General features: G+C 67.6%; 23 protein-coding genes. 6 read left to right on the top strand and 17 right to left on the bottom strand.

Annotated features, from left to right (window positions below; all coding sequences use genetic code 11):
• Positions 1 to 4: 4 nt before the first annotated feature.
• Positions 5 to 2,677 carry a bifunctional [glutamine synthetase] adenylyltransferase/[glutamine synthetase]-adenylyl-L-tyrosine phosphorylase gene (locus RN629_RS04665; protein WP_407034107.1) on the bottom strand — a complete coding sequence of 891 codons (2,673 nt, stop codon included), beginning with the start codon at positions 2,675 to 2,677 and terminating at the stop codon, positions 5 to 7.
• 106 nt (positions 2,678 to 2,783) lie between these two features.
• Between RN629_RS04665 and RN629_RS04660 the strand changes: the two genes are divergently transcribed.
• Positions 2,784 to 2,969 carry a hypothetical protein gene (locus RN629_RS04660; RefSeq protein WP_407034106.1) on the top strand — a complete coding sequence of 62 codons (186 nt, stop codon included), beginning with the start codon at positions 2,784 to 2,786 and terminating at the stop codon, positions 2,967 to 2,969.
• Positions 2,970 to 3,172: 203 nt separating this feature from the next.
• On the opposite strand, the gene RN629_RS04655 is transcribed toward RN629_RS04660, so the two are convergent.
• From RN629_RS04655 to RN629_RS04645, 3 genes are all read right to left on the bottom strand, one after another.
• A complete protein-coding gene (locus RN629_RS04655; RefSeq protein WP_407034105.1) occupies positions 3,173 to 3,811 on the bottom strand; it encodes a sigma-70 family RNA polymerase sigma factor in 639 nt (212 codons plus the stop codon).
• Positions 3,812 to 3,917: 106 nt separating this feature from the next.
• Entirely contained in the window at positions 3,918 to 4,055 is a 138-nt protein-coding gene (locus tag RN629_RS04650) for a hypothetical protein (RefSeq protein WP_407034104.1), read from the bottom strand.
• Between the two features lie 67 nt (positions 4,056 to 4,122).
• Entirely contained in the window at positions 4,123 to 4,920 is a 798-nt protein-coding gene (locus tag RN629_RS04645; protein ID WP_407034103.1) for a response regulator, read from the bottom strand.
• Positions 4,921 to 5,046: 126 nt separating this feature from the next.
• Between RN629_RS04645 and RN629_RS04640 the strand changes: the two genes are divergently transcribed.
• The 3 genes from RN629_RS04640 (at position 5,047) to RN629_RS04630 (ending at position 7,360) form a co-directional block, all read left to right on the top strand.
• Positions 5,047 to 5,340 carry a NepR family anti-sigma factor gene (locus tag RN629_RS04640; RefSeq protein WP_407034102.1) on the top strand — a complete coding sequence of 98 codons (294 nt, stop codon included), beginning with the start codon at positions 5,047 to 5,049 and terminating at the stop codon, positions 5,338 to 5,340.
• A gap of 12 nt (positions 5,341 to 5,352) precedes the next feature.
• Positions 5,353 to 6,945 (top strand): sensor histidine kinase, encoded by a 1,593-nt coding sequence (locus tag RN629_RS04635; RefSeq protein ID WP_407034101.1) that lies wholly within the window; start codon positions 5,353 to 5,355, stop codon positions 6,943 to 6,945.
• Positions 6,946 to 7,225: 280 nt separating this feature from the next.
• A complete protein-coding gene (locus tag RN629_RS04630; RefSeq protein ID WP_056434194.1) occupies positions 7,226 to 7,360 on the top strand; it encodes an entericidin A/B family lipoprotein in 135 nt (44 codons plus the stop codon).
• 163 nt (positions 7,361 to 7,523) lie between these two features.
• On the opposite strand, the gene tatC is transcribed toward RN629_RS04630, so the two are convergent.
• From tatC to RN629_RS04605, 5 genes are all read right to left on the bottom strand, one after another.
• Positions 7,524 to 8,315, bottom strand: coding sequence for a twin-arginine translocase subunit TatC (tatC, locus tag RN629_RS04625; protein WP_407034100.1), 792 nt, complete (start codon positions 8,313 to 8,315; stop codon positions 7,524 to 7,526).
• Positions 8,312 to 8,764, bottom strand: coding sequence for a Sec-independent protein translocase protein TatB (tatB, locus tag RN629_RS04620; protein WP_407034099.1), 453 nt, complete (start codon positions 8,762 to 8,764; stop codon positions 8,312 to 8,314). The genes tatC and tatB overlap by 4 nt, the downstream gene beginning before the upstream one ends.
• Before the next feature lie 29 nt (positions 8,765 to 8,793).
• A complete protein-coding gene (locus RN629_RS04615; protein WP_407034098.1) occupies positions 8,794 to 9,030 on the bottom strand; it encodes a Sec-independent protein translocase subunit TatA in 237 nt (78 codons plus the stop codon).
• A gap of 165 nt (positions 9,031 to 9,195) precedes the next feature.
• Positions 9,196 to 9,828, bottom strand: a complete 633-nt coding sequence (gene scpB / locus RN629_RS04610; protein ID WP_407034097.1) for an SMC-Scp complex subunit ScpB — start codon at positions 9,826 to 9,828, stop codon at positions 9,196 to 9,198.
• Entirely contained in the window at positions 9,825 to 10,553 is a 729-nt protein-coding gene (locus RN629_RS04605) for a segregation and condensation protein A (RefSeq protein ID WP_407034096.1), read from the bottom strand. The genes scpB and RN629_RS04605 overlap by 4 nt, the downstream gene beginning before the upstream one ends.
• A gap of 106 nt (positions 10,554 to 10,659) precedes the next feature.
• On the opposite strand from RN629_RS04605, the gene RN629_RS04600 reads away from it, so the two are divergent.
• On the top strand, positions 10,660 to 11,310 hold the full coding sequence (locus tag RN629_RS04600) for a TetR/AcrR family transcriptional regulator (RefSeq protein WP_407034095.1): 651 nt from the start codon (positions 10,660 to 10,662) through the stop codon (positions 11,308 to 11,310).
• Between the two features lie 6 nt (positions 11,311 to 11,316).
• Here the strand turns inward: RN629_RS04600 and RN629_RS04595 are convergent, their stop codons facing one another.
• From RN629_RS04595 to argS, 3 genes are read right to left on the bottom strand one after another with little or no spacing between them, the layout of a single operon-like run.
• Positions 11,317 to 12,324, bottom strand: coding sequence for a glycoside hydrolase family 3 N-terminal domain-containing protein (locus RN629_RS04595; RefSeq protein WP_407034094.1), 1,008 nt, complete (start codon positions 12,322 to 12,324; stop codon positions 11,317 to 11,319).
• Positions 12,325 to 12,372: 48 nt separating this feature from the next.
• Positions 12,373 to 13,116: an SPOR domain-containing protein gene (locus RN629_RS04590; protein WP_407034093.1), complete on the bottom strand. Its 744-nt coding sequence runs from the start codon at positions 13,114 to 13,116 to the stop codon at positions 12,373 to 12,375.
• Positions 13,116 to 14,840, bottom strand: a complete 1,725-nt coding sequence (argS, locus tag RN629_RS04585) for an arginine--tRNA ligase (protein WP_407034092.1) — start codon at positions 14,838 to 14,840, stop codon at positions 13,116 to 13,118. Before argS ends, RN629_RS04590 begins: the two co-directional genes overlap by 1 nt.
• 233 nt (positions 14,841 to 15,073) lie before the next feature.
• On the opposite strand from argS, the gene RN629_RS04580 reads away from it, so the two are divergent.
• Positions 15,074 to 15,370 (top strand): hypothetical protein, encoded by a 297-nt coding sequence (locus RN629_RS04580; RefSeq protein ID WP_407034091.1) that lies wholly within the window; start codon positions 15,074 to 15,076, stop codon positions 15,368 to 15,370.
• A 108-nt stretch (positions 15,371 to 15,478) separates the two neighbouring features.
• Here RN629_RS04580 and RN629_RS04575 read toward each other — a convergent pair whose 3' ends face one another.
• The 5 genes from RN629_RS04575 to ftsA all read right to left on the bottom strand — a co-directional run bounded on the left by RN629_RS04575 (position 15,479) and on the right by ftsA (position 22,502).
• Complete coding sequence (locus RN629_RS04575) at positions 15,479 to 16,645, bottom strand: deoxyguanosinetriphosphate triphosphohydrolase (protein WP_407034090.1); 1,167 nt, start codon at positions 16,643 to 16,645, stop codon at positions 15,479 to 15,481.
• Between the two features lie 22 nt (positions 16,646 to 16,667).
• A complete protein-coding gene (locus RN629_RS04570; RefSeq protein WP_407034089.1) occupies positions 16,668 to 18,779 on the bottom strand; it encodes an SPOR domain-containing protein in 2,112 nt (703 codons plus the stop codon).
• A 120-nt stretch (positions 18,780 to 18,899) separates the two neighbouring features.
• Positions 18,900 to 19,373 (bottom strand): cupin domain-containing protein, encoded by a 474-nt coding sequence (locus RN629_RS04565; RefSeq protein ID WP_407034088.1) that lies wholly within the window; start codon positions 19,371 to 19,373, stop codon positions 18,900 to 18,902.
• Between the two features lie 229 nt (positions 19,374 to 19,602).
• Positions 19,603 to 21,123 carry a cell division protein FtsZ gene (gene ftsZ / locus RN629_RS04560; RefSeq protein WP_407034087.1) on the bottom strand — a complete coding sequence of 507 codons (1,521 nt, stop codon included), beginning with the start codon at positions 21,121 to 21,123 and terminating at the stop codon, positions 19,603 to 19,605.
• A 119-nt stretch (positions 21,124 to 21,242) separates the two neighbouring features.
• On the bottom strand, positions 21,243 to 22,502 hold the full coding sequence (gene ftsA, locus RN629_RS04555; RefSeq protein WP_407034086.1) for a cell division protein FtsA: 1,260 nt from the start codon (positions 22,500 to 22,502) through the stop codon (positions 21,243 to 21,245).
• Between the last annotated feature and the right edge of the window lie 2 nt (positions 22,503 to 22,504).

Genomic DNA, 22,504 nt, shown 5'->3' with positions numbered 1-22,504 from the left:
CGCGCTATTCTCCTTGCCAGACATGGAGCACCTCCTGCCGCGTCGATTCCAGCGTGGCAACCACCGCCGTCCAATCGGGCAGCCCCATCGCGCGCGCGATCAGCGGCCGGGTGGCCATGGCGGGCTCCTGCCCATCGGGGACGAGCAACCGGAACGTCACCAGCGCGCGGGTCAGCAGGGCATGCGCGTCGATCATGGCCGGGGGCAGCAAGCCCTCCTCCACCAGCATCGCGATGGCGCGCGCCAGATCGGGATCGAACCCGGTCCGCGCCACCAGTTGCGCCCGGTGGACCGCGAATTCCAGATCCACCAGCCCGCCCGGGAGCAGCTTGATATCGAGCGGACCCTGAGGCGGCTTATGCCGCGCCATTTCGGCGCGCATCTCGCCCGCTTCCGCCGCGACGTCGCGCGCCGGGCGATGGCCGTTCAGGACATCGTCGACGACCGCGACCACCGCCGCGCGCGCCGCCGCCGACCCGAAAACGGGACGCGCCCGCGTCAATGCCATATGCTCCCAGGTCCAGGCTTCTTCGCGTTGATACCGGGCGAAACTCTCGACCGACACGACCAGCGGCCCCTGCGTTCCCGACGGGCGCAGCCGGGTGTCGACCGGATAGAGCGGCCCCGCCTGGGTCGGCACCGACAGCGCCGCCGTCACCCGCTGCGCAAGGCGATTATAATAGAGTGTCGCGCCCAGCGGCTTTGGACCATCGGACTCGGCGGCGAAATCACCGGTGAACAGATAGACCAGATCAAGGTCGGAGGCATGGGTCAGCGACGCGCCGCCCATCCGCCCGAGCGCCAGGATCACCAGTTCGCTGTCCGGCACCCGGCCATGCGCTGCGACGAAGGCGTCCACCGTCGCCTGTCCCAGCACGCCGATCGCCGCCTCCGCGACGCGCGCATAGCCGCCCGCCACCGCCATCGGATCGCCACGCCCGGCCACGATCTGCGCGCCCAGTGCAAAGCGCAATTCGCCGACCACGCGGCGGACATGATCCAGCCGATCCTGATAATCCTGCCCGTCCTCACCACCGCGCATGGCGCGTTCCAGACAGGGGACCGCAGGCAGCGGCTCGAACGCCGAAGCGTCGATCAGCCCGTCGAGCAAGGCGGGCCGCCGCGCCAATTCGGTCGCCAGGGGGGCCGCATGGCTGAGGATCGCGACCGTCAGGCTGGCCAGGCCGGGCCGCGCCTCCAGCAAGCGGAAGATGTTGATCGCGCTCGTCATCCGCTCGAACAGCGCATCGAGCTTGAGCAGCGCGGCATCGGGATCGGGGGCCTCGCCCAGCGCCTCGACCAGCGTGGGCAGCACCGCATCCAGCGCCGCGCGTGCCGCCGGGCTGCGCAACGCCGCATAATCGCCGCCGCGCCAGGCGGCGATCCGCCGCGCCGCCGCTTCGGTATCGCGCAGGCCCGCCGCCGCCAGCCGCGCGTCGAGCAGCACCGGATCATGCGGCAGGCGCGGCCGCTCATCAGCGTCCAGCGCATCGTAAAGCCGCCCGACCGTCTGCGTCACCGGCGCCAGCATCGCGATCAACGCTTCGCCATCGGCCATCCCATGGAAACGGGCGACGCGGTCCAACCCGTCACCCAGCGGCAACTGGTGGGTCTGGCGGTCGTCGATCATCTGCACCCGATGCTCGATGGTGCGCAGCGTCTCGTACGCCTGGGCCAGCGCCGTCGCGTCGGCGGCATCGATGCGGCCCGCCTCGGCCAGCCGGGCCAGCGCGTCGCGCGTTGCGGGCGCGCGCAATGCCGGGTCGCGCCCGCCATGGATCAACTGGTGAATCTGCGCAAAGAACTCGATCTCACGAATGCCGCCGCGCCCGCGCTTCAGGTCATAGCCGGGGCCCAGGGCCTGCCCCTGCGCATGATGGTCGCGGATCCGCCGGGTCAGGTCGCGAATCTCGCCCACCGCGCCGAAATCCAGCGCCCGCCGCCAGACAAAGGGTCGGATCGCATCGAGAAAATGCTGGCCCAGCGCAATGTCCCCCGCCGCCGCCCGGGCACGGATGAACGCCGCGCGTTCCCAGGTCAGCGCCTGGCTTTCATAATAGGCGATCGCACCCTCGACCGGGATCGCGATCGGCGTCGCTTCGGGTGACGGGCGCAAGCGCAGGTCGACGCGCAGCACATAGCCTTCGCCGTCGCGCGCCTGCAGCAGTTCGACTACCCGCTTGCCGATTCGCACCGCCGCCTCCTCGGCATCCTCGCGCGCGCGGCGCGGCAGGGTGAGCGGGTCGAAGATCAGGATCGGATCGATATCGGACGAATAGTTCAACTCGCCGCTGCCCTGTTTGCCCAGTGCGATGGCCGCGAAGCCGACCGGATCGGCACCGGGGGTCCGCTCCTGGATCGCGGCCCGGATCGCGCGATCGAGCGCCCGGTCGGCAAAATCGGTCAGCCGCCGCGTCACCCCGGTCAGGTCGTAGATCCCGGCCAGATCGCCCAGCGCCACCGACAGCGCCAGCGCGCGACGCGCTCGCCGCAACGCCACGCCGACGGGCAAATCGGGGTCGAGCGCCGGAAGATCGCCCAGCCGTCCGTGCAGTGCCAGCTCCTCGATCCCCGGCTCCCGGTCGAGCAGCATGTTCAGGAATGGCGAATAGGCCCGCGCCCGCGCCACTGCGTCGGGCAGGGCGAAAAGCGGGTCGGCGCGATGCGGAACGGTCATGCCCCCCTGATAGATAGTCAGGCGCGCAGGGCCAATGCTTTCCACATCATTAACGAGCGCGTTCAGATTTTTTGAAACTTGTCAACCATTCAATCGTTATGATGATATGATCCGCAACGACCTCTGGACCGGCGAATGCCACATCGTCCCCGCGCCCCGGCGCACGGACGATCTTGGCGTTGCGCTCCGCTCGGTCTTCGGCAAGCCTTCGCGCCTGCCCGATGCCTGGATCAAGCTCATCGCGCGACTGGACGGCTTCACCGCCGGATGCGCGAATAACGGCCGGGTATAGCGATAAGGGGCATGCGCCCCTGTGCTTGCCCGGCGTGGAGACTCTGCGCCGCCCCTTTTGAGCGGATCAGCTCTTTCCTGGACGCAATGCCCGCCACCATCGCGCCATGACGTCGCCGGACACAAAACAACCGCCACGACCGGGAGAGTCGGGACGGTTGCGGATCGGGCGGATCTCCGCCTCGGCCTTAAAGATCCTGGCCGTCAGCGACCACCGCTAAGCTGGTCGACGTCGCTCATGATGCTGTCGAGCGCGGTCTTGCTGCTATCGGTTTCGTGCTCGCGTCGCGAAGGCAGCGCACCTTCGGTCAGGATCGCCTCCAACGCGACGCGGCCGCGTGCCACGCGGCTCTTGATCGTGCCGACCGCGACATTGCAGATTTCCGCCGCTTCCTCATAGGCAAAGCCACCCGCCCCCACGAGGATCAACGCCTCGCGCTGCGGCTGCGGCAGGTGCATCAGCGCCCGCTGCATATCGCCCAGTTCGACATGGCGATCCTGGCTGGCCGGCGCGGCCAGGATCCGGTCGGCGACCAGATCGTCCCACTCGCCCTTGAAGCGCGCGCGGCGCATCTGCGACAGATACAGGTTGCGCAGGATGATGAAGGTCCAGGCGCGCATGTTGGTGCCCGCCTGGAACCGCTTGCGCGCGGCCCATGCCTTCAACAGCGTTTCCTGCACCAGATCATCGGCCAGATCGCGACTGCCCGAAAGAGAGCGGCCAAACGCGCGGAGATGGGGGATCACGCGCGCCAGCTCGGCCTTGAACTCGGAATCGGACAGGGCAACGTGCTCGACCGGAGCGTCGGCTGGCATATCGTCCCGCATCAGTGGCTGGGTCATGAAATTCCGATCATCGGAGGCGACCAGATTGGCACTCGCCTCGAAACATAAGATGGGCGGCCGGAAATTGCCAGCCGTCGAAATTGCGTATTGGTCCGATCCGGCGTCAGCGCAGCACCAGATAGGCAAAGATCACGATCACCAGCACCAACGATATCGGCAGGATGTAGCGCGTGGTCCGCGGCGTCGATCCTGCCCGCGCGTCTTCCTTGGTGACATGGATGGGTTCGTCGGGATCAGCCATGTCCATCTCAACGCGTGTCAAACGTTTTGGGTCCGTAACCGTCGTTGATCGGTTACGGACACCATGATCAGGCGGGAATCGTGCTCTGGTTGAAGAAGAGCGCCTGGCTGATCGCCGCCTTCACCGTCGACCGCTGGAACGGCTTGGTGATGAGGAAGGTCGGCTCGGGGCGCTCGCCGGTCAGCAGCCGCTCGGGGAAGGCGGTGATGAAGATCACCGGCACCTCGAATTCGGCCAGGATGTCCTTCACCGCGTCGATGCCCGAGCTGTCGTCGGCCAACTGGATGTCGGCCAGGACCAGGCCGGGGCGATCCTCCATCGCCAGCGCGACCGCCTCGTCCCGCGTCACGGCCACGCCGGTGACCTCATGGCCCAGGTCGCGCACGATCGTCTCGATATCCATCGCGATGATCGGCTCATCCTCGATGATGAGGACGCGCGCCCGGGTCTGCTTCTCGACCTCGGCCAGCGCCTCGGCCACGAGATTCTCGACCTCGCTCGGCTCGACATTGATCAGATAGGCCGCGTCCTCCGGCGTGAAGCCCTCCATCGCGGTCAGCAGCAGCGCCTGCCGCGACAGCGGCGTCATCCGCGCCAGCCGTGCGCGCGCCACGCCCTCATGACCATCGGCGTCGACGCCCGCCTCGTCCAGTTCCTCGTAATTGGCCGACGACCAGATGCCCTGGAACATGCGGTACAGGCCAAGGCGCGGATCGACATCGCGCGGAAACTGATCGGGAGCGGCGACGATCGCCTCCAGCGTCGCGCGGACATATTTGTCCCCATGCATCTGGCTGCCCGTCAGGGCCCGGCCATAGCGCCGCAGAAAAGGAAGATGGGGCGCGAGTTGCTGTCCAAGCGACATGGGTAATGATCACTCCCTGAGGTATCTGTGGAGCCCATGTGCTGGGCCCCGCGCGCGTTTTCAATGCCGTATCGCGAATCCCCCGCCCCCTCATGGCGGACCTGCCAGGAAGGGTGGATTTTTCGTGTGCATCCGGGAACCAACCAGATCGAATTTGGTTTCATCGCCACATCAACTATGGCTCTGGCGTTTCGCCGACCGGCAGCGCTACAGGGTCGCCATTGCGTCGGTTGCCCCGCTTCGTGGGTCATGCAGGGGGATATTTTGAGTTTGGGCAACAAGACGACGAAGACGCCTTCCTCCCCACCGTCCTCCGGTGGCCAAAAAGATGCGGGTGCCGTGTTGCGGCAGGCGTATCAGAAGACCGTCGACGAGAAAATTCCAGACGAGATGCTCGACCTTCTCAGCAAGCTGGACTGATGATCCGGCCGCATGGCCAGCATTTCGCCCCCTCCGATCGATAGCGAGGCCATCGCCCGCCGTCGTCCGTTGCACCCCCGCATCACCACCGGGGCAAAGCTGGTGCTCGTCCTGGGCGGCACCCTGTTCATCCTGGCCGCGATCGCCGTTTTCGCCACGCTGCAAACCACCCGGCTCGCCGATATCGAGGCCAGCGGACGTTTGCGGATCACCGCCAATGAGGACGCCCGTGCGATCGCGACCGAACTGGTCGGCGACATGACGGCGCTCCGCGTCGCAATCCGTGCGCTGGGCAAGGATCCCCTCGACCTGCCCAGTTGTGCCCGGGCACAAGGCGTATTCGCGCAGCAATCGCTGACCGGCGCGCGGTTTCTGATTACCGACCGCAAAGGGCGGACGCTGTGTGGCGATCCCCTGCCCGCCGCGCGGCCAAAGCCGACCGACGGTTCGCCGATCGGTGCCGATATCCTGCCGGGCGAGGGCGTGGTCCTGTCCGTCGACCATCAGAACGGGCAGGCCCAGGCCCGCGCCTTCTTCCCGCTGTCCTTCCTGCGTACGCTGATCGATCAGAACAATCATACCAGCCCGGTCGAGACGATCCTGGAACTGGATGGCGATTCGCTGCCGATCGAAACGATTTCCGGCAAGGGCCCGTTCGAGCGGATGAAGACGCTGCGCACCGAACTGGGGATTGGCGGCCTGGTCCTGCGCAGCGCGACGCCCAGCGCGCCGATCACCTCCTCGCTGATCGTGGCATTGGCCCTGCCGCTGCTGATGTGGCTGGCGGCAGTCCTGATCGGCTGGTTCGTGGTGGACCGCCTGCTGATCCGGCCGCTGCGCCAACTGCGCCGGATCGTCGCCGCCTATCAGCCCGGCGAGACGCTCGACATCTCGCAGGTGGAGGCGGCCCCGGCGCAGGAGATACGCGATCTGGCCGACACGTTCGAGGCGATCACCCGGACCGTCGCCACCCATGAAGCCGGACTGGCCGAGGGGCTGGTCCGCCAGACCAAGCTGACCCGCGAAGTGCATCACCGGGTGAAGAACAATCTTCAGGTGATCTCCAGCCTCATCAATTTCCACGCGCGCGGCGCGACGGGGCCGGAGGCGATGGCCGCCTATTCCTCGATCCAGCGGCGGGTCGATGCGCTGGCGGTGGTGCATCGCCACCATTTCGCCGAGCTGGAGGACAATCGCGGGCTGAACCTGCGCACGATGATCGGCGAACTGGCGGCCAATATCCGCGCCACCGCGCTCGACAGCGCGGCGGGGATCGGCATCTCGCTCGATGTCGCGCCGTTGCTGGTCAATCAGGATGTCGCGGTCGCGATCGCATTCCTGGTGACCGAAACGATCGAACTCGCGATGAACTGCGATCCGGCCGCGCAGATCCGCGTCGCGGTCAAGCCCGCCGAGACGGAGGGGCGCGCGGTGGTGCGGGTGGTGTCGCGCGCGCTGGTCGAGACCGACGCCTTGCGCCATCTGATCGGCAAGCGTTACGGTCGCGTGATGGAGGGCCTTGCCCGCCAGTTGCGCGCGCCGCTGCATCACGATCCGTTGACCGGCGCCTATGAGATCGCGATCCCGGTCATCGGCTGTGACTGATAAATCAGCAAAAAGATTCGCATTCCCGGGCCTTGCCGGGAACCGGCGTCCGGCTTGAGGGTTTTGTTCTTCGGATAGCGAACTTATGCCCCCCCGCTCTCGCTGTCCAAGCCATAGGCCTGGAGGCTTCCACCTTCCCCCCCCCCGGTGGTGCCTTCAGGCCTTAACCTTTTCCAACGCCCTGTATCCCCGCGCCGATTGTTTCCTTCCGTAACGCGGCCGGAACGAATGGCGCTCTGGCGCATTGGGTCGGCACGGTTTCGCGATAAGGAGATATTGAATGCGCAAGCTCATGGGTCTGGCCATCGTCGCTGGCGCGCTGCTGGTCAGCGCTTGCAACACGGTCGAAGGTGTCGGCCGCGACGTCAGTTCGGCGGGCAACACCGTTGCCAAGACGGCCAACGACGCCAAGTAAGCCACTCACCCGGCTGATGTGCAAAGGGGCTCCGGCGGATCACCGCCGGAGCCCTTTCCGTTTCCAGCCCGAACCGGTGCGATAGGCTCCATGACCTCCAGATACGAAAAAGGCCCCCGGCGTTCGCCAGGGGCCTCCGCACTATCCAAGGGCCGGATGGCTGTCAGGCCGTGGCGTCCTCCGCCTCCGCATCCTGTGTCTCGCCCCTTTTGGCGCGACCGCGTTCGGTGAACCAGATACCGATGATCGCCAGTTCGTAGAGAATGATAAGCGGCACCGCGAGCAGGATCTGCGACATCAGGTCGGGCGGGGTCAGCACCGCCGCGATCGCGGTCGCCGCAACGATGGCGTAGCGCCGCGCGCCGATCAGTTGCTTGCGCGTCACGATCCCGGCGCGCTCCAGCAGCATCAGCAGCACCGGAAGCAGAAACGCCAGCCCGAAGGCGAACAGGAACTGCATGATGAAGGACAGGTAATTGCCGATCGCCGGCAACGCCTCGCGCCGCACGCCGCCCACCATGCCGTCGAACCCCAGCAGGAAGTGCAGCGCCATGGGGATGGCAACATAATAGGCCATCGCCGCGCCCATCAGGAACAATATCGGGGTCGCCAGCAGGAAAGGCAGCAGCGCGCGCTTTTCCTTCTTGTACAGGCCCGGCGCGACGAACTGCCACAGCTGGTTGGCGATCACAGGAAAGGCGATCATCATCGCGGCGAAGAAGGCGACTTTGACCTGGACGAAAAAGGCCTCGAAAATCTCGGTATAGACGAGTTTGCCCTGTCCGGCCGCCAAGAGCGGCTTGGCGAGAAAGCCGAAGATCGCTTCCGAAAAATACATCGACACGCCAAAGCCGATCGCGATGGCGACGATGCAATAGAGCAGCCGACGGCGCAGTTCGACCAGATGGTCGAGCAACGGCGCACGGCTGGCGTCGATTTCGTCATGCTCGCTCACGACGCCGCTCCGTCGGGAGCGCGCGGGGCATGAGGGTCCGCCGGGGCGGGAGCGACCACCGGCTTTTCGACCATCACCGGCCGGTCGCTATGGTCGGTATGCGGATCACCCGCACCATCCGACACCGGATGCGCCGCCGGGTCGGGCAGCGCGGGCGTGGGAGCGGGGACGACGCCGAGCGCATCGACCACGGGCGCCGCGTTCTGCGTCTCGGCGGCGTGTTCACGCATGATGCGCTCATTTTCCGCCGCCCAGCGCTTTTCCATTTCCTCCAGTTCGGCCTCGCGCACCATCGTGTCGAAGCCCTGGCGAAACTGGCGCGCGACGCCGCGTGCCTTGCCAACCCAATAGCCGACGACCCGCATCGCCTTGGGCAAATCCTTGGGACCGATCACGACCAGCGCCACGATGGCGACCAGCATGAATTCGGTCGGCGCGATATCGAACATGGAAATCCGGTACTAGCTGGTGGACCGGATCAACGATCGTCGCGAACGCGCTCGCCGTCGCGGTCCAGGACGGGCTCGGCCGCCTTCTGCGCTTCGATGCGGGGCGACGGCTTGGCGGACGCTTCGTCTTCCTCGGCCATGCCCTTCTTGAAATTCTTCACGCCCTTGGCGACATCGCCCATCAGGTTCGAAAAGCGGCCACCGCCGAGCAGAAGGATCGCGACGACCGCGAGGACAAGCAGGTGAATCGGGCTGAAACTGCCCATGGCACGTCTCCTGGAAACTATGGTCTATCTAGGCCTTGGCATCGCCAGCGGCAATGGTCCGTAAAACAGGATTGAGCGAAGCCGGCAGGCCTCGGTCCGGAATGCGCAGCCGTGCCCGCGCTTTGTGACTCGGGCATGACGTGGGCGTGACGCGAAGGACAGCGTTCAATCATGCCCCCGTTCCCCCGTGCCGTCATCGCGCTCCGCATCCCCTCCTTCGACTCCGGCTCCGGCCTCATCAACCAGCCGCTCCATCGCCAGATCGACGGGATCGAGCAACCCGGCGGCACGCAGATCCTCGATCCCGGGCAGGTCACGACGGCTGGTCAGTCCGAAATGCTGGAGAAAGGCGGGGGTGGTCGCATAGATGAGCGGACGCCCCGGCACCTCGCGCCGCCCGGCGGGCCGTACCCAGCCCGCCTCCATCAGCACGTCGAGCGTCCCCTTGGAAATGGCGACCCCGCGAATCGCCTCGATCTCGGCGCGGCTGACCGGTTCGTGATAGGCGATGATCGCCAGCGTCTCGATCGCGGCACGCGACAGGCGGCGGCTTTCCTCGCGATCGCGGCGCAGCAGATGCGCCAGATCGGGCGCGGTCTGGAAATGCCAGCGGTCGCCGCGCCGGACGAGCGCGATACCCCGGCCGCGATAGAGCGCCTCCAGCACGTCCAGCGCCGCCTTTACATTGCCGCCCGGCCCCGGACCGACATGGGCGCGGATCGAATCGATCCCCATCGGCTCGGTCGCGGCGAATAGCACCGCCTCCACGGCGCGGACGATCGGGTCGAGCGGGGTCATGCGGGTTGCCGGATATAGAGCGGTGCGAAGGGCGCGGCCTGGCGCAACTCGACCCGCCCCTGCCGCGCCAGTTCCAGCACCGCCAGAAAGCTGGACGCCAGCGCCGAGCGCCGCAGCCTTTCGCCGCCATCGGGCAGGAAGCTCTCGATCACCGACCAGTCGATACGCGTGCCGACCAGCGTCGAGACCCGGTCGAGCGCGGCCTCCAGCGTCATCACCTGCCGATCGGCGACGACATGCATCACCGGGCGGGTGCGCGCCGCGATCCGCCCATATGCCGCAATGAGATCATAGAGTTCGGCTTGCCACAGCGCCTTGCGCTGCACCGCCAGCCCCTCGGGCGCGCCGCGCAGGAACACGTCGCGGCCCAGCCGGTCGCGCCCCATCAGCCGCGCCCCCGCCTCGCGCATCGCCGCCAGCCGCTCCAGCCGGAGTTGCAGCCGCAACGCCATCTCTTCCGGGTCGGGTTCTTCCTCTGGCTGGCGCGGCAGCAGCAGAGCCGATTTGAGGTAGGCGAGCCACGCCGCCATCACGAGATAATCCGCCGCCAGTTCGAGCTGCATCCGCCCCGCCCGGTCGACGAAGCGCAGATATTGCTCGACCAGCGCGAGGATCGAAATCTGCCGCAAATCCACCTTTTGCGACCGCGCGAGCGACAGCAGCAGATCGAGAGGCCCTTCCCACCCCTCCAGATCGAGCGTCAGCTGTTCCCCCGTCATCGCCATGGGCTTAGCCGCGATACGCGCCGATGGCGAGACGCACAGGCGCGAAAAGCCTTGCCGTGCCTCCGCCCTCTTTTAAATCAACGCCTATTGATTTAATGGCGCCACCATGTCCGACGCGCTCCCACCGATCGATCCCCGCCGCAGCCGTGGCCGCCCCCGCAAGGCGGAAGGCCCCGATCCCGATATGATCCTGCACGCCGCCGTCACCGCCTTTGCCCGTCATGGCTGGGAGGGAACGCATCTGCGACAGGTCGCCGAGGCGGCGGGGGTCGACACCGCGCTGATCGCGCGACGCTATGACGGGAAGATGGGCCTGTGGCAGGCGATCGTGGATCATGTGTCGCAACGTCTGGAGCAACTGTTCCAGACTGACGACACCACCCCGCCCGTCCAGCCCGCCACATCCCGGCAAAGGCTGGCCCTCACCATCGACGCCTTTGTCCGGTTGAGCCTGGCCATGCCCGATCTCGGGCGTTTCTTCATCGACCAGATCGCGCGGCCCGGGCTGCGCCGGGACTATGTGATCGCACGGATGTGGAACGTGTATCGCGACGCGATGCTGCCCATTGTCACGGCGGCCGGAGAGACCGGAGGGGACAAAGCGTCGGTGCGCGATCCCGACATCTATATCGCGCTGCTGCTCGGCGCGGTGGCGATGCCGCTGATGATGCGATCGGTCGCGCTGGCCGATCTGGAGGATCCGGCGACGCGACAGGCGTTTGTCGACAATGTGCTGACGCTGTTCGTGCCGGCCTAGATCCGGTCAGCCGTCCGCCAGCGCGAGCAGCGCGTCACGCCGGGCGATCAGCTCGGCAAAGTCCCCCTCGCCTTCGCCGATGCTCGCCATCGCCCGGTCGAGCCGGGCGCGGGCGGTGGAGGTGATCGGCGGGACGCGTCCGGCGATCTCGACCATCTCGTCCATCCTCGCCCAGCAATCGAGGACCAGATCGCATCCCGCCGCCAGCGCTCCCACGGCCTTTTCACCCGCGGTGCCGCTGAGCGCCTTCATGTCGATATCGTCGGTCATCAACAGGCCGTCAAAGCCGATCCGCTCCCGGATGATCCGTTCGATCACGGTCGGCGACAGGGTGGCGGGACGATCCCTGTCCCAGGCCTCGAACACGATATGGCTGGTCATGCCCATCGGTGCGGCGGACAGGGTGCGGAACGGTTCGAGATCGATCGCCAGTTCCGCCTCATCCGCCGTCACGGTCGGCAACAGATGGTGCGAGTCGACCAGCGCGCGGCCATGGCCGGGCATATGCTTGACGACGCCGACCACGCCCGCCGCCGCCAGCCCCTCCAGCATCGCGCGGCCGAGCGCGGCGACCGTCATCGGCTCGGTACCATAAGCGCGGCAGGCGATCGCCTCGGTCGTGTCGGGCTGCGCCACATCGAGCAGCGGCGCGCAATCGACCGTGATGCCAACCTCGCGCAGCATCAGGCCCAGCGCCTGGCCATTGGCGCGCATCGCCTGGATCGCCGACATGGGGGCGATCCGGTACAGCCGCGCAAAGGCGGGTCCGGCCGGGAAAGCCGGCCATTCGGGCGGCCCCATGCGGGCGACCCGGCCGCCTTCCTGATCGATCAGGATCGCCAGATCGTCACGCCCCGCCAGCGTGCGCAGCGAATCGGTGAGCGCGCGGACCTGCGCCCGGTCGACGATGTTCCGCTTGAAGAGAATATAGCCTGCGGGTTCGACCGAGGCGAAGAACGCCCGCTCGCCGGGGGTCAGAACAGGGCCCGACAGGCCGAAAATGACGGGAATCATGACAGGCGCTCCGGCCCCGGCCGCCTGCTCGCGACCGGGGCATGTTCATCAGCTGGCGACGAAGCAGCTTTCGCCCGCCACACGCAGGCGGCCGCAGACATCGGCGGCCTGGTTGGCGCTGCCCGCATTCACGCGGAGCCGGTACAGCGTCTTGCCGTTCGCGGCGACCGGCTGCACCACCTTGCCCAGCGCGGCGACATAGGAAAAGCGCTTGGAGAACCGATCCCAGGCGATGTTGGCCGAGGCTTCGCTGGGATAGGCGCCCAGCTGGACCATCGAACCGCTGCCGGTCGGGCCGGTGGCGGCGGGCCGCGCGGCGATGACGGGCGCGGGCGCGACCAGCTTGCCACCCGATTCGGGCACCTGCGCCACGGCGTTGCGACCGCCATTGGGCTCGGCGGGTTTCTGCACGACACGCGTGCCGTTCATCGGAGCCTCGGGCACGGCGCGCAAGTCGATCGCGCCATTGCCGCCGGGCTTGCCCGCGCTGGTGGCGATGGCGGTGTTGCCCTCGCCCTTGACCTTCAGCCCGCCCGGATCGCTGGGCCGCACCTTGTAATCGCCCTCCGGCGCGGCGATCAGCGCACCATCGCCGTCGCTCGCCGCGCGATGCGACTGCCATTTATACAGGCCGAAGCCGACGGCCGCGAGAATGGCGAGGCCCAGAATGACCAGCGCGACGACCTTGCCGATGCTGACGCTTTCGGGCTCGTCGGGCTCGACCGTCTCCAGCCAGGGAAGGCGATCCTCCTCCGGCCTATCGTATCCGCGCAGGTCCATCTCTTCCGCCATCACTTCATCTCCGACACAGCCTCGACACCCATTAACGCCAGACCGTTACGAATGACTTGACCGATCCCTTCGCTGAGGAAAAGCCGCGCACGCGTAATGTCGGCATTCTCGGCGATCAGGAAGCGGCGATCGGGACGATCATTGCCGACATTCCATGCCGCATGGAAGGCGGCGGCCAGATCGTAAAGATAAAAGGCGACGCGATGCGGCTCGCGTGCGACCGCCGCGGTCTCGACGATGCGCGGGAACTGCGCGGCCAGCTTCACCAGCCCCAGATCCTCGGCATCGAGCAGCGCCAGATCGGGCATGCCATCCTCGATCCCCGCCTCGGCCGCGCGCCGCTTGAGCGAGGCGATGCGCGCATGGGCATATTGGACGTAGAAGACCGGATTGTCCTTCGACGCCTCGACCACCTTGGCGAAGTCGAAGTCCATCTGAGCGTCGGCGCGCCGGGTCAGCATGGTAAAGCGCACCACGTCCTTGCCGACCTCGCGCACGACATCGGCGAGCGTCACGAAATTGCCCGCGCGCTTGGACATCTTCACCGGCTCGCCGCCGCGCAGCAGGCGGACCATCTGGACCAGCTTCACGTCGAACTTCGTCTTGCCGCCGGTCAGCGCCTCGACCGCCGCGACGATCCGCTTGACGGTGCCCGCATGGTCGGCACCCCAGATGTCGATCAGCTGATCGGCGCTCTGCGCCTTCTGGTAATGATAGGCGAGGTCGGCGCCGAAATAGGTCCAGGCACCGTTCGACTTCTTGATCGGGCGATCCTGATCGTCCCCGAACTGGCTGGAGCGGAACAGCGGCAGCTCGACCGGCTCCCAATCCTCGGGCGTCTCGCCCTTGGGCGCTTCCAGCACGCCGTCATAGACGAGCCCGCGCGACCGCAGCTCGGCCTCGGCCGCCTCCGGCTTGCCCGCAGCCTGCAATTCGGCTTCCGACGAGAACAGGTCGTGATGGATGCCGAGCAGCGCGAGATCCTCGCGGATCATCGCCATCATCGCCGCCACCGCGCGGGTGCGGAACAGGACCAGCCATTCGCCCTCAGGCGCGTCGACGTAAGCGTCGCCGAACTCGGCGGCGAGCGCTTCGCCGACCGGCATCAGATACTCGCCCGGATACAGGCCCTCGGGGATTGCGATCGTCTCGCCGAGCGCCTCGCGGTAGCGCAGATGCGCCGAACGGGCGAGGACATCGACCTGCCCACCCGCATCGTTGACATAATATTCGCGGATGACCTTATGGCCCGCAAACTCCAGCAGCGTGGCGAGCGCATCGCCCACCACCGCGCCCCGGCAATGGCCCATATGCATCGGCCCGGTCGGATTGGCCGAGACATATTCGATATTGACCGTCACGCCCTGCCCGCGCGTCGAACGGCCATAATCGCCACCCGCCTGCGGGATCGCGGCCAGTTCGTCGCGCCACGCCGCCTCGGTCAGCCGCATGTTGAGGAAGCCCGGCCCCGCTACGGAGACGCTGTCCACCTCGTCCAGCTTGCCCAGTTCCGCCGCCAGCGCCTCCGCCAACGCGCGGGGGTTGGTCCCGGCAGGCTTGGCCAGCACCATCGCGGCGTTGGTGGCGAGGTCGCCATGGCTGGCGTCGCGCGGCGGTTCGACCGTGACGTTGCGACGATCCAGCCCGCCCGGCAGCGTGCCATTGGCCACCAGCGCGTCCAGCGCCGCGTCGATATGCGCGGCAAAGCGGGTATAGAGGGTCATCACAGGATCCGATCGCGTAACAAAGCGATGCGCTCTAGCGAAATCGGGCGACCGCTTCAAATCCTGCATCGCCGCGCGGCCGCGTCGGCCCCGCCGGAACCGATTGCGCAGGCCGCAATCACGCAAAATGCCTTTGCATTTGCTCGCTTTGCTGCGCTGCAATATTTGTCGGACGAAAGTTAAGAGCGCGAGAGGACCTGATCCGGCTCAACGCAAATGCGGGAGTTTCGATCATGCGCAAGACCATTCTGATCCTGGCTGCGGCGCTTGCCGCCGTTCCGACCATCGGCGCCGTCGCGGCCGAAAACGAGCAGCGCTTCGTCTATAACGGCCAGACCTATGTCTATACCCGTTCGACCGAATCCGGCCATCCGGTGATCCAGGGCCACCGCTATCCGGGCGGCGAGGCGTTCCGCTTCGAGGTGCGCGGCCATCACGTGACCGGCTATAGCGGCAACATCCCGGTGTCGTTCAGCACCGAGGAAGCCAAGGGCGCGCTGGGCGCGGGCGTGGAGAGCGCCGCGCGCTGATCCCACCGGCCACCAATGTCATGCGGCTCGCGCCCCCCAATCGGGGTCGCGGGCCGTTTGCCGGGAATCGCCTGACGCAAGCCCCGCCGGCCATGGGACGACCGCCCCCTAAAAACCCTCGGGCAGGTCGATCTCGCCAACGACTTCGCGATAGCAACGGATGGCATAGCGATCCGTCATCCCGGCGATGAAATCCGCGATATGGCGACTGCGCGCCGGTTCGGCTTCGGGCAGCCGCTCGCGCCATTCGTCGGGCAGCGCCATCGGGTCGGCGCGATAGGCGGCGAAGAGTCCCCGGACGATGCCATGCGCCGCATCCGCCGCCGCCAGTTGGCGCGGGTGATGGTAGAGATTGGCGTACATGAACCGCTTGAGATCGCGTTCCTCGATCCGCATCGCCTCCGAGAAGCCGATCAGCGTATGGCCCGCCGCCCGGACATCGGCGACGTCGCCCACGCCGCTCTCCGCGATCCGGCGGCGACTTTCCGCGACCAGATCGTTGACCATCGCCCCGATCTGCGAACGGATCAGTTCGCTCGCCAGCCGCTTGGGCGCGACATCGGGGAAACGCGCCTGCGCCACCTGCCAGCCGCGCGCGACCAACGGCACGTCGAGCATCTGGTCGAGCGTCAGCAACCCCGCGCGCAATCCGTCATCGATATCGTGATTGTCATAGGCGATATCGTCGGCCAGCGCCGCCACCTGCGCCTCCAGCGAGGCATGGCTCTCCAGATCGAGCGGGAAGCCCGCATCCGCGTCCCGCAAGGCCCAACCGGGGTGGCGCACCGGGCCGTTATGCTTGGCCAGCCCCTCCAGCGTTTCCCAGCACAGGTTCAACCCGTCCCAGCGCGGATAGGGCCGCTCGATCGCGGTCAGCGTGCGCAGCGTATGCCCATTATGATCGAACCCGCCCTGCTCGGCCAGCGCGGCCTTCAACGCGTCCTCGCCCGCATGGCCGAAGGGCGGATGGCCGATATCGTGCGCCAGGCACAGCGCCTCGGTCAGATCCTCGTTCAACCCCAAAGTGCGCGCGATCGTCCGACCGATCTGCGCGACCTCCAGGCTATGGGTCAGGCGGACGCGGAAATGGTCGCCATCCGGGGCCATGAAAACCTGGGTCTTGTGCCGCAGACGCCGGAAGCTGATCGAATGGATGATCCGGTCGCGATCACGCTGAAACGCATCGCGGGGCCCCCGCTCCAGCCCCTTGGCTTCGTCATGGCGGCGGCCCCGGCTCTGCTCGGGATAGGAGGCCCAGGTGGCGAAACGGGTCATGCCGGTCCCATCGCCCGTCCCACTATTTGGCGTCAAGCCGCGTCACGACCTGCCCCGCCTCGCTCGTCACCGAAAAGGCCGATAGTCCCTCCTTGGCAAGCTTATTGACGAAGGCGCGCGCCTCGGCGTCGGTCTTGAACGGGCCGGCGAGCACGCGGTGCGTCGCGCGCAGCGGCATCTTGTAGCCATGGCGCCCGGCGAACAGCGTCGGGGCCTTCGCCCTGGCCGCTGCCCAGGCCTTGGGCAGATCGGCCTCGTTCGCGCCACCCGCCACCTGGACCCAGATTCGCTCGGGATTGGCGCGCGCGATCCGACGCTCCTCGGCGGCTTCCTTTTCGGCCTGTGCGCGCTTCTCGGCTTCGGCCTTCCTGGCGGCCAGCGCCTTTTTCTCGGCCGCCGCCTTGGCCGCGGCAGCCTTGCGTTCGGCGGCCAGCGTCCGGGCATCCTTTACCGGCGGCTTGGCGGCGGCCTCGCTCACCGCTTCCGCCCGCGCGGCCGCCTCGCGATCCCGCTCGGCCTTGGCCTTCGCCTCGGCCAGCACATGCTGCGACGCGTTGTTCGCCGGCGCGTGACCGACGGCGGCGGTCGGATGCTCGGGGCCTTCGACACCCAGTTCCGATGCGGGGATGGACAGGTTCGCGACGATCCGCGCCAGCACCGAATCCTCGCGCATCGCCCGCGTGGCGGCGGGCGTCATGCGCCGTGTCGTGACATGGACCGGTCGAGGAACGGGCTTCGGCTCGACCACCGGCGGCAGCGGTTGCACCATCGCGATCGCTGCCGGTGGCGGCGAAGCGGCTGCCGCCGGTTTGGGAGGCTCGCTCGCCTCGCCGGGCAGCGGCTGAACCATCGCCACGGGGGCGGGCGCTGGTCCGGCCTGCGCGGTCTGGACGGGCGTGACGGGGGGTGTCGCGGCAACAGGTGTCGCGACGGCGGGTGCGGCGCTGGCGGGCAGCGGTTGCACCGTCGGTGCCGCCGCGCTGGCCGTCGCGACGGGTGGCGTGCTTTCGGGCACCCGCGCCAAAGGGGTCGCGGGAAGGCTGCTGCTAAAGCCGGGTTGCGGCTGCGATTGCGTCTGCTGGACCGGGGCCTGGCGCGGCAGCGGCTGCACCATCTGCATCGGCGCGGCGGCGGCAACCACGCGCGCGGGCGCGGCGTTGGTCGCCGGGGTCGGCTGCGGATGAACCACCGCCGCCGTTGCGACGCCGCGCGGGTCGCGCCCGGTCCGGTCGCGCATATCCCGTCCGCCCCGGCGTCGATCGCCATGGCGATCGACCGCAGCGTTCGGCGATGGCGTGGCGGTCGAGGCCAGTGCCACCGGCGCTTCGGTCGCGAGGGGCGGCAGCACCGGGGCCAGCCGCGCATCGGCCAGCCGCTCGGGCGTGGCGCGGGTTTCGCCGAAATGGACGGCGAAGGCGCGATCGACCGCGGGCAGCGTCGGCAAACGCTCGAAAAAGGGTTGCAGCCCCTGGGCAAGCTGCGGCGGCATCATCGTGCTCGCGATACGCGTCGCCTCGGGCAGGTCGCCGCCCATGGCGAGAATGAAGGCGCGCGCGCGCCACGCCGCACGATCGGTCTTGCGCAAAAGCGGGTCGAGCTGCTCCAGCGCCCGCTCGCGCTGGCCCGAAATGCCGAGCGACAGGGCGTAGCGGCGAATGACCTCGTCGCTGGGCTCCTTGGCCAGCGCCAGCCGATAATCGGCCTGGGCGCGCGGCTGATCGCCGGTCAGGTCATAAGCGAGCCCGCGATCGGCGGCGAAATGCGCCGGGGCCAGCCCCGCCGATGCCGCCTGCGCGAAATAACGCAGCGCCTCGCCCGGCCGTTCGGAGCGGACCAGGATCGAGCCCATGCCCGCCTTGATCCGGGGATCGCGCGGATCGACCTTCTCCGCGCGCGCGAACAGCGATGCCGCGCCCGACAGATCGTCCAGCCGGATCGACAACTCTCCCGCCTGGATCAGCGCGTCGACGTCGCGCGGGCTGTGCGTGATGCGGCGCATCAGGTCGCCGAGCCGATCGGCATCGGTGCTGCCGGGCAGCGGCTGAACCACCTCCTGGGCGAAGGACGGTACCGGCATGGCCGCCAGCACCAGAGCGAGCGCCAGCGAGGCGCGGGAAAGAATAGGAGACGTCATGGGACTATATCCCATAAAGCCTGTTTCGCGCGGAACGGCAATGCCCTTCCCCGGTCGATCGCGCCCGGTTGCTCCGGGCGGTCGACCAACAGGACGGCACGGCCGCTCCGCGCGACGTCATCAGTGGCGCGGATCCGCGACGAACGAGGTCTGGGCACCCTGGGCCAGCACGACATAGGCGCGATTCCACGGCTGATCGCCCTGCATCACCCAATTATGGCCGGTGCCGGTATGATCCTCGGCCACCAGCACGTCGCCAGGCCGCAGGGTAAAGCTCTCGCCGGTCCGCGTCGCGAATTTCAGCGTGCCCGACAGCGTCAGCACATATTGCGGCTCGGGATCATTGTGCCAATCGAAATGCGAACGCGCGGCGGTCGTCTTGAAATGGATCTTCTCGACCTTGCTCGGTACGCCGGGGGTCACGGTGCCTTCCTCGACATGCGAATTGCCGTCGGGGCCGGTATAGAGGCGGAAGGCATGGATACGGTCATGCCCGGCCGCGGGCGGCTCGGCGGCGAAGGCGGGCGCGGCCAGGGCGGGCGTCAGGGCCAGACCCGCCAGAACGGCATGACGCAGGATACGGCGCGGCAACATGGGAAATCCTCCTCGCTGAAACATCGTCCCCGAAATGGACGACAGGCCAGAGGCGGATTGCACCGGGCGACCTGAAGACGAAGTGAAATGAATTTCACCTGCGTCCAACGCCCCTGCCCAGTTTCCTACGGGCACGATCCCCATGGGCGAGGCTCCCAACGGAACAGGGCCCGCGCGACGGATCGCACGAGCCCTGTTCCGCTGATCCCGGCGACGCGCGCCGGGGCTCTTACTGGTTGTTCTGGCGATGCAGGAAGCGCGGGATATCGAGCGAGGAATCCGCCGAGCCCGGCGCATTCTCGTCACGCTGCGCGCCGCGCGCCGCATTGGACATGCGTTCGAACAGCGTACCGCCCAGCTTCACGCGCGGTGCCGGCTGTGCGGGCACGTCGCCCGCCTCGCTGCCGGGCGCCAGCCAGCGGCGACGCGCTTCCTCGCTGCCCGGCGCGGGCTCGACGGCGGCCGGGTTGGACACCGGCGCGGCGGAGGCTGCGGGGACCATCGTATCGGCTCCCAGAACCAGTTCATCGTCCTGTGCCGGCGCGGGATTTGCCGCCGGGGCGGGTGCCGCGACCGATGGCGATGCGACCGGGGCCGCGCTGGTCACCGGGGCCGGCGACGCTTCGACCGGCGGAGTCACGACCGGCGCAGGAACGGGTGCGGGAGCCGGCGCAGCGACCTCGGCCGGGCGATAGCTCGGCGCGTCCTCAGCCTTGCGCGCCATGCCCCCCATGCTGAAGCTGCTGCGCGGCGCCTCGACGGGCGCGGCGGCACCGGGCTTCACATCCGCGTCGATGCCGGTGGCGACCACCGACACGCGGATGCGGCCTTCCAGCTCGGGGTTGAACGCCGAACCCCAGATGATGTTGGCTTCGGGATCGACCAGTTCGCGGATATGGTTCGCCGCCTCGTCCACCTCGAGCAGGCGCATGTCGTCGCCGCCGGTGATCGAGATGATGACGCCCTTGGCGCCCTGCATCGACACGCCATCGAGCAGCGGGTTGGCGATCGCCTTCTGCGCCGCCTCGATCGCGCGATTGTCGCCGGTGGCTTCCCCGGTGCCCATCATCGCCTTGCCCATCTCCTGCATCACCGAGCGGACGTCGGCGAAGTCGAGGTTGATGAGGCCCGGCATGACCATCAGGTCGGTGATGCCGCGCACGCCCTGCTGCAACACCTCGTCCGCCATCGCGAACGCTTCCTTGAAGGTGGTGTTGGCGTTGGCGATCAGGAACAGATTCTGGTTGGGGATGACGATCAGCGTATCGACGTACTTCTGCAGTTCCTCGATGCCGCCATCCGCCGACTTGGCGCGACGATTGCCCTCGAACGCGAACGGCTTGGTCACGACCCCGACGGTCAGGATGCCCATGTCACGCGCCGCCTTGGCGATGACCGGGGCCGCACCCGTGCCGGTACCGCCGCCCATGCCCGCGGCGATGAAGCACATATGGCTGCCTTCGAGCAGGCGCGACAGATCCTCGATCGTCTCCTCGGCGGCGGCGCGACCGATTTCCGGCCGGCTGCCCGCACCCAGGCCCTGGGTGATCTTGGCACCGAGCTGGATACGCTGCGGCGCGATCGACTGCTTCAACGCCTGCGCGTCGGTATTGGCGACGAGGAAATCCACGCCCTGCACCTCGGCGCGCATCATGTTCGCGATCGCGTTGCCGCCGGCACCGCCGACACCGATCACCGCGATGCGCGGCGTCAGTTCGTCGACCTCGGGTGCGATGAATTCGATGCTCATCCCAATTTTACTCCGCCGTTCCCGGTCGATACGCTAAGACCGGGCCCCTGATTAACTGTTCTTGCACCAGTAAAAGGTCCGGTGCCAACCCAAAACCGTCGAGGATAACGCGGTTTTGTTTAATAATTCGCTTTCGCCGCCTGAATCAGCCGCCGGAACAGCCCGATACCGCTGGGACGATGGACCATCTGGTTCGTCGGCGCGATGCTGCGCAGGTCGATCGGGTCGGTCGCCGCATAGAAAGCCAGACCGGCAAGCGTCGCGAAAGCGGGGCCGCCATGGGCATCGGGCAGGCCGGCCAATCCGCGCGGCCGGCCGATGCGGACCGACCGGCCCAGCGCCTGTTGCGCATAATCAGCGATCCCCTTCAACTCCGCGCCGCCGCCGGTCAGCACCACCTGCCGCCCGACCGGCCCCTCGAACTTCAGATGCTGGAGCGCCTTGCGGATTTCGCCCATCTGATGCTCCAGCCGCTGGCGGATCACGCCGATCAGTTGTGCCTTGGTGATCTGCATCGTGTCGCCGCCGTCTTCGGCCGAGATGGGCGTGACCTGGATCATGTCGTGATTGTCGCGGGGGGAGGCATTGGCCGAGCCGTGGAAGCACTTCATCCGCTCGGCCATCTGCCGCCGCGTGCCAAAGGCCGAGGCCACGTCGTCGGTGATGTCGGCCGCCCCCATCGGCAGCGAACACAGCCCGACCAGCATCCCGCCCGCGAACAGCGAGACATTGGTGATCCCCGCCCCCATCTCGACCAGCGCGACGCCCAGTTCGCGCTCCTCGTCCGACAGGCAGGCCAGCCCGGTCGCAACGGGGGCGGCGATGATCGACTTCACCTCCAGATGCGCCGAGCGGACGCACAGGTCCAGGTTGCGCACCGGCGATCCGTCGGCGGCAACGACATGGATGTGCACGCCCAGCCGGTCGGCATGCAGCCCCAGCGGCTTCTTCACGCCGGTCAGCCCGTCGAGCGTATAGAGCGCCGGCTGTGCGTGCAGCACCATGCGCCCCTGCGGGTCGATCGAGTTCCGCCCGGCCGCCAGCAGCGCGTCGATATCGCCCTGCTCGACCCGGTGGCCGCCCAGCTCGAACTCGACCTCAGCGACATCGGACACCAGGCCGCCGGCCGAAAAGCCGACCCAGACATTCTCGATATTCAGGCCCGCGATCCGCTCGGCCTGCTCCACCGCCTCGCGCACCGCCGCCTCGGTGGCGCCCATATCCGCGATATAGCCGCGCTTGACGCCCCGGCTCTCGCGCTGGCCCGTCCCCAGCACGATCAGTTCGCCGCCATCGCCCTTGCGCGCGATCAGCGCGGACACCTTGGACGAACCGATGTCCAGCGCGGTAATCAGTCCTTCGGGTGCGATCTTCGCCATGA

Origin of the sequence: Facivitalis istanbulensis, assembly GCF_040560405.1 — a bacterium.
GTDB lineage: Bacteria > Pseudomonadota > Alphaproteobacteria > Sphingomonadales > Sphingomonadaceae > Sphingomonas > Sphingomonas istanbulensis.
Note: the sequence above shows the minus strand (reverse complement) of the source record. Positions and strands in the feature narration are given on the sequence as shown.

What these genes read in the sequence shown, in the direction of transcription:
- RN629_RS04660 (WP_407034106.1), top strand. Translation starts at nt 2,784, where the DNA reads ATGATCCGCAACGACCTCTGGACCGGCGAATGCCACATCGTCCCCGCG.
- RN629_RS04615 (WP_407034098.1), bottom strand. Translation starts at nt 9,030, where the DNA reads ATGGGCAGTTTCAGCCCGATTCACCTGCTTGTCCTCGCGGTCGTCGCG.
- RN629_RS04575 (WP_407034090.1), bottom strand. Translation starts at nt 16,645, where the DNA reads ATGACCCGTTTCGCCACCTGGGCCTCCTATCCCGAGCAGAGCCGGGGC.
- RN629_RS04635 (WP_407034101.1), top strand. Translation starts at nt 5,353, where the DNA reads ATGGCCAGCATTTCGCCCCCTCCGATCGATAGCGAGGCCATCGCCCGC.
- RN629_RS04600 (WP_407034095.1), top strand. Translation starts at nt 10,660, where the DNA reads ATGTCCGACGCGCTCCCACCGATCGATCCCCGCCGCAGCCGTGGCCGC.
- RN629_RS04645 (WP_407034103.1), bottom strand. Translation starts at nt 4,920, where the DNA reads ATGTCGCTTGGACAGCAACTCGCGCCCCATCTTCCTTTTCTGCGGCGC.
- RN629_RS04565 (WP_407034088.1), bottom strand. Translation starts at nt 19,373, where the DNA reads ATGTTGCCGCGCCGTATCCTGCGTCATGCCGTTCTGGCGGGTCTGGCC.
- ftsA (WP_407034086.1), bottom strand. Translation starts at nt 22,502, where the DNA reads ATGGCGAAGATCGCACCCGAAGGACTGATTACCGCGCTGGACATCGGT.
- RN629_RS04605 (WP_407034096.1), bottom strand. Translation starts at nt 10,553, where the DNA reads ATGGCGATGACGGGGGAACAGCTGACGCTCGATCTGGAGGGGTGGGAA.
- tatB (WP_407034099.1), bottom strand. Translation starts at nt 8,764, where the DNA reads ATGTTCGATATCGCGCCGACCGAATTCATGCTGGTCGCCATCGTGGCG.
- RN629_RS04595 (WP_407034094.1), bottom strand. Translation starts at nt 12,324, where the DNA reads ATGATTCCCGTCATTTTCGGCCTGTCGGGCCCTGTTCTGACCCCCGGC.
- ftsZ (WP_407034087.1), bottom strand. Translation starts at nt 21,123, where the DNA reads ATGAGCATCGAATTCATCGCACCCGAGGTCGACGAACTGACGCCGCGC.
- RN629_RS04630 (WP_056434194.1), top strand. Translation starts at nt 7,226, where the DNA reads ATGCGCAAGCTCATGGGTCTGGCCATCGTCGCTGGCGCGCTGCTGGTC.
- RN629_RS04570 (WP_407034089.1), bottom strand. Translation starts at nt 18,779, where the DNA reads ATGACGTCTCCTATTCTTTCCCGCGCCTCGCTGGCGCTCGCTCTGGTG.
- RN629_RS04580 (WP_407034091.1), top strand. Translation starts at nt 15,074, where the DNA reads ATGCGCAAGACCATTCTGATCCTGGCTGCGGCGCTTGCCGCCGTTCCG.
- RN629_RS04650 (WP_407034104.1), bottom strand. Translation starts at nt 4,055, where the DNA reads ATGGCTGATCCCGACGAACCCATCCATGTCACCAAGGAAGACGCGCGG.
- RN629_RS04655 (WP_407034105.1), bottom strand. Translation starts at nt 3,811, where the DNA reads ATGACCCAGCCACTGATGCGGGACGATATGCCAGCCGACGCTCCGGTC.
- argS (WP_407034092.1), bottom strand. Translation starts at nt 14,840, where the DNA reads ATGACCCTCTATACCCGCTTTGCCGCGCATATCGACGCGGCGCTGGAC.
- RN629_RS04665 (WP_407034107.1), bottom strand. Translation starts at nt 2,677, where the DNA reads ATGACCGTTCCGCATCGCGCCGACCCGCTTTTCGCCCTGCCCGACGCA.
- scpB (WP_407034097.1), bottom strand. Translation starts at nt 9,828, where the DNA reads ATGACCCCGCTCGACCCGATCGTCCGCGCCGTGGAGGCGGTGCTATTC.
- RN629_RS04590 (WP_407034093.1), bottom strand. Translation starts at nt 13,116, where the DNA reads ATGGCGGAAGAGATGGACCTGCGCGGATACGATAGGCCGGAGGAGGAT.